A 5,582-nucleotide genomic window follows, 5' to 3' on the forward strand; every position below is an offset into this window, starting at 1 on the left:
GTTCCTTATGGAAGGAGAAAGACGTATGACAGCTTGCGTCAAGAACCATTCGAAGAGGGTGGCCCTGGCGATCTCCGCGTCGCTCGTGGGCGCGCTCACCCTCGGCGCCGCGGCGCCGGCGGTCGCCTTCGCGGACGAGGGCGTCAGCACCCTCGCCAGCACCGACAGCGCGGTCGATCGCGCCGAGGTCACCTATGTCGGCGGCGAGGCGAACCAGACCTTCATGTTCGACGGCCTCACCCACGGCCTGATTCCGACCAAGGTCGAGTACAGCGCGGATCTGGACGACCTCGTGTACGCCGCCACCCCGGACAAGGAGGTGCGCAACGAGGGTGAGTTCTACTACTTCTACATCCGCATCCAGTCCAGCGGCTGGGCGCCCGACGGCGTGACCTACACCGACGCCGACGGGAACGAGCATGACGTCCAGGGTGAGACCGTCTACAGCCTTCCCACCGAGCCCGGAACCTATGCGACGGTCGTCGCGCGCTGGGACGGCAACGGCTGGGACGCGTTCGTCGCCGATGCCGCAGCGTTCACCATCGCCGCCAAGGACCTGACCGCGTCGACCATCTACCAGGGTGATGACGTCACCGACACCGCCTTCGAGTACACCGGCGTCCATAGCAGCCTCCAGGCGCAGAACTTCAAGAAGCAGATCGGCGTCGCGATCAACGGCGTGGCCGTCGACACAGACGAGCTCACCATGAACATCTACGACGCCAAGGGCAAGAAGCTGACTGGCACCACCGAGCTCGTGCCCGGCAACACCTACACCGTCGCCTACCAGTGGGAGGACGGCACCGACCACACCGAGCGCACCTTCAAGCTCGAGAAGATGGACCTCGCCAAGACCGCCATCATCGGCAAGGCGATTACCAAGGCCGACTGGACTTTGGCAACGAACAACACTAACCCGAACGTCGTCGAATTCGACGACGTCGTCGAGGCCATGAACGGCGTGCAGAACGACAGCGGAGACGGCGACTTCGACTGGGCGTTCGAGCATGATAGCAGCGTCGAGCTCAAGGTCGTCGAGGCCCCCGGCGGCGTCGTCAACCGCCACGATAACGGGGTCTACACCGTCGAGATGACGGCCAAGGAGGGTGACAAGTACGTCGACGGCTCCACCACGTTCGAGGTGTACGTCGGTGACAAGACGGCCGACGTCGAGTTCGACAACATGGACCTGTGGCAGGGCGACCACTACTACGTCGACCTCAACGACGACGACCAGGCGTTCGACCTCTCGAACATCATCGCCAAGGTCAATAGCTCGACCGCTTCCGTCATCAAGAACAAGGAACTCGACATCAAGGTCCTCAACGCCGACGCGACCGCGGCCGACGCAGACGCCCTCACGAAGCCCGGCACCCACTACGTGGTCGTCACCTACAACAAGAAGGTGAACGACGTGCCCGTGGTCGCCTCCGAGATGGTCAAGGTCGTCACGTCCTACACCGTCGACGTCGCCGGCCGCAGCGACATTTACATGTCCTACGACGGCAAGAACGTGGAGTACGCCGCAGAGGACGTCTACACCGGCGAGGACCTCGCCAAGAAGATGGCGTTCAAGGTGACCGCCGGCGACAAGACGCTTGTCCAGGGCGAGGACTACACCGTCACGTTCAAGAAGGTCAACGACAAGGGTGAGCTCGAGACCGTCGAGGCCGTCGTCGACGCCGGCCAGTACTACGTCTTCGTGGACGGCGTGTCCTACAGCGGCCAGACGATCTTCGGCTTCCGCGTGAACCCGCTCAAGCCCGCCTACGCCGTACCCGTCTGGGACCTCAAGACCAGCGACGACCCCGCGACCGTCTACCCCGACGGCGTCCTCATCGAGACCGGCGCGGCGCTCTCCCCGTCGTTCACGTTCTATGACGCCGACGGCAACGAGGTGCAGGTGCCCGAGGGGAGCTACTCGGTCGACAGCTACGACCTCATGAAGTGCGTCTGGGTTGACGGGAAGCCCGGCCACTATGAGTGGCAGGTCGCGAAGCGCGACGTGGAGCCCGCGGAGGCCGGCATGTACCAGGCCCACATCTCCAACTCCGGCGACTTCACCAACTACGACCTTGCCGGCCTGAGCATCGTGTTCGAGGTCACCGACAAGGGCGTCTTCGCTGACGTCCCCGCCTCCGGCGTGTGGTACTCGCAGTGGGTCTACGACGCCCAGTCAAAGGGCTACATGACCGGCTATAGCGGCTCCCAGCTCTTCGGCCCGAACGACTCCATCAAGCGCGGCGACGTCGCGGTGGTCCTCTTCAAGATGGCCGGCGGCGAGCTCGAGTTTGACATGGCGCAGGACGAGGGCAAGGACACCTCCGACATCAAGTTCGAGACCGGCTTCGGCGACGTGAACGCCAACGCGTACTACGCCCAGGCCATCCAGTGGGCCAAGAAGGTCGGCATCGTGACCGGCTACGACGGCACCGACTCCTTCGCGCCCGAGGCCAGCGTCTCCCGCCAGGAGCTCGCGACCATGCTCGCCCGCTACGCGAAGATGACCGGCGTGGACACCGACGCCGACCTCTCCGCGCTCGACGCCTACACCGACGGCGCCTCCGTCGCCGACTTCGCCGACGAGGCCGTCGCCTGGGCCGTCGAGGCCGGCGTCATGGGCCAGGACGTCACCGCCCTGCGCCCGGCGGACGCCATCAGCCGCGCCGAGGTCGCCGCGATGACCGTCCGCGTGCAGCCGGACGGCAAGCTGGACCCGAACGACTACATCAAGTAGGACCGGCGACACCCGGCCGTATCGGTATCTGATGCAGAAGGCCCCCTCTCCGTTGGGAGAGGGGGCCTTCTCATGCGCATTGGAGGCGCGGGCCGGATTCTAGAGCATCAGGTCGAAGTCGAACTGGCCGTTCAGGCGGACGACCATCGCCGCCACCTCGGCGCGGGTGATATCGTCGGCCGGGCGGAGCTCGGTGACGTCCTGGCCCATGACCTTCGCGGACACCGCGTACTCGACGTACTCCTCAGCGAACGGGGCGACAGAGGAGGCGTCGGCGTAGGCGCTGAGATCGGCCTCGGCGCCCGCCACGTCAACCTTGCACTTCTCCGCGTAGCGGCCGAGCATCGTGGCGAGCTCCTGGCGGGAGATGAAGGCGTCGGGGCGGTAGGAGTCGGTGCCGTCGTAGCCGGTGACGAGCTCGGCAGACTTGGCCCAGGCGATCGCCTCGGCGTAGTACATCTTGCCGTTCACGTCGCCGAACCCGGTGTTCCAGCCTCCCTGCTCGGTGTACCAGTCCTCGGAGTCATCGGAGGGGGCGCCCTGCGGCTGGGGCTTGCCGGCCATCTTCCAGAGGACGACGGCGACGTCGCCGCGGGTGATCTGCTGGTCGGGGCCGAAGAAATTGGTGCCGTCGAAGCCGGTCATCCAGCTGTTCTTGGCGGCCTCGTAGACGTACTCGGAGTACCACTCGTCGTTCTCGACGTCGTTGAAGACGCGGGCGTTGGAGATCCAGAAGTCCTTCTCGAACTTGACGACGTAGTTGTCGTCCTTTGCGTTGTCGGTGACCACTGCGGTGTACTTGCCCGGCTCGACGCACTCGTCGACCTTGTTGCCCTTCTCGTCCTTGAAGGAGATCTTGTAAGAGGCGGTTGGCAGGGCCTTCCAGTCCTCGGCCTTGTCGTATCCCTGAACCGGTGAGGTCACATCGTACTCGAAGGTGGGAACGATCGCCTCGCCCGTATAGGTGTAGGTGTCGACATAGTGATAGGTCATCGTGCCGGCAAGGCGGGCGACCGCGTTGTCCGCAGCCGTGTCATCCGTCGCCATGGCGCCGTCGATGACGACCTTCTCGACGGTGAACTCGACAGTGGGGTCAGCCCCATCCTCGAGGCGATAGACCGACTCGTCCTTCTCCTTGATTGTGGCGGTGTAGTCGCCGGCGTCGACGAGCTCGGTGACCACATTGCCGTCCTCGTCCTTGACCTCGAGGTCGAAGGCGTCAGCGGGCAGCTTCTCGCCGTCCTGGTCGTAGGCGCTGATGGAGAGGTTCGCCATCAGGTCCTCGCCGCTGTAGACGTCGACGACGTCTCCGTCGTCGAACGCCTCGCCCTTGTACGTGACGTAGGCGTCGGCGTCCTGGACCTCGACGGCATTGACGGTGAACTCGACCTCTGCAACGCCGCCCCACGCGTACGAGTCATCGGCGACTGCGATCTGGACATAGTACTCGCCCGGCCACTGGGTCGCGGACTCCTCTACCGGTGCGTAGCCGTCCGCCGACTTCTTGAAGTAGCTGACGGTGTAATCGAGCTTCTTCGCCCCGGCGTTGTCCTCGCGGACGGAGATGTAGTCCTTGTTGAAGTGGTTCGTGCTCGTTGTGTCGACGTCATGCTTGTCGCCGGTCACGACCGCGCCGTCGTACTTGATAACTGCGGTGTCGTCGTAGCGAACGACGGTAATCTTTTTCTCGCCCACGACGTTGGTGCACTCGGTGCCGTCGCCATTTTGAACGCTCAGCTTATATGTATAGGAGCCAGCAGCGCCGTTTGGAGTGGTTTGGGTGCTCTCGGCCTTGAGGAATTCGAGGTGGGCGACGATACCGTTCCCGGGCGCGTTCACACCGGCAGAAGCGTCAACGAAAGACTTTCCATCTGTTGCGGTACCGTAATCCTGTAGGGAGAATCCGTCAATTTTGCTCACATAGGCGGGCATTTGTCCGGTTGCGCCGCCCACCTGAGCATACTGCTCGCCTTGGTCAAAGGCAATCTGAGCAGCGGAGAGGTCAATGGGTTCGATAGTGAACTCGATGGTGGCAGTCTGCCCAGCGTACTGCCCATCTCCGAAGAGCTCAACCGAGTAGTCACCGGCGTCGACGATGCCGGTGCCCTCGGGAAGAGGCTCTCCATTGAGATAAATCTTGTAGGATTTCAAGTCTTCCCCGGAGCCGATGCTGAGCGCGTGGTCGCCCACATAGATGCTGAGGCCGCCAGTGGTGTTGAACGGCCTATAGGTGCCGTTGTACGTGATTATCTCGTCATCCGGCATGCCATATTCCGTTACGCGCGCGTTCTCGAGCTTGTTGCCCACAATCGTGAACTCGATCTGTGCACCCTCGCTTGCCTGAATGCCGCTGATGTCGGGGAGGACGACCGCGACGTACGTCCCTTCCTGGACGATAGTGCCCTTGTCGCGGATGTAAGTAAGCTTGTAGCCGTCGGCGGAGCGGTCGGACGGCACATCCGTGCCGGCGTTAGGATCCTTCGTCGAGGTCTTCTTGTAGTAGGCGACCTTGTAGCCAGCGACAGGCAGGTTGAAGGCGGAGTTCTCGCGAGGCTTGACCGTGGTCGGAACCACATACTGGGCCTCACCGTTGAAGGTGAACTCGGTGGCCGTGATGCCGTCGCCGTCCTGGTCGGCCCAGGCGGTGACCTTGCCGTCGCGGAGCGAATCCTGCGTGTCGCCCGCGAGGGTCTGGATGCCGTCGTTCGTTGCGAACGCCACGGCCGGCGCAGCGGCGCCCAGGCTCAGGGCCCCCACGAGCGAGGCGGAGATGGCGAGCGCGACCCTCCTCGTGTGCTTCTTGTTGACGCAAGCTGTCATACGTCTTTCTCCTTCCATAAGGAAC

At 63.6% G+C, this 5,582-nt stretch carries 2 protein-coding genes; one reads left to right on the forward strand and one right to left on the reverse strand.

What is annotated here, in order from left to right; translation table 11 throughout:
- Positions 1 to 25 precede the first annotated feature (25 nt).
- Entirely contained in the window at positions 26 to 2,737 is a 2,712-nt protein-coding gene (locus tag H6A15_RS09915) for an S-layer homology domain-containing protein (RefSeq protein WP_204673596.1), read from the forward strand.
- Between the two features lie 99 nt (positions 2,738 to 2,836).
- Here the strand turns inward: H6A15_RS09915 and H6A15_RS09920 are convergent, their stop codons facing one another.
- Complete coding sequence (locus H6A15_RS09920; protein WP_204673597.1) at positions 2,837 to 5,557, reverse strand: S-layer homology domain-containing protein; 2,721 nt, start codon at positions 5,555 to 5,557, stop codon at positions 2,837 to 2,839.
- Positions 5,558 to 5,582 lie beyond the last annotated feature (25 nt).

The organism is Enorma phocaeensis (assembly GCF_016901575.1).
Classification (GTDB): domain Bacteria; phylum Actinomycetota; class Coriobacteriia; order Coriobacteriales; family Coriobacteriaceae; genus Limicola; species Limicola phocaeensis_A.

Coding starts and splice junctions, on each gene's coding strand:
- H6A15_RS09915 (WP_204673596.1), top strand. CDS start 26: ATGACAGCTTGCGTCAAGAACCATTCGAAGAGGGTGGCCCTGGCGATC.
- H6A15_RS09920 (WP_204673597.1), bottom strand. CDS start 5,557: ATGACAGCTTGCGTCAACAAGAAGCACACGAGGAGGGTCGCGCTCGCC.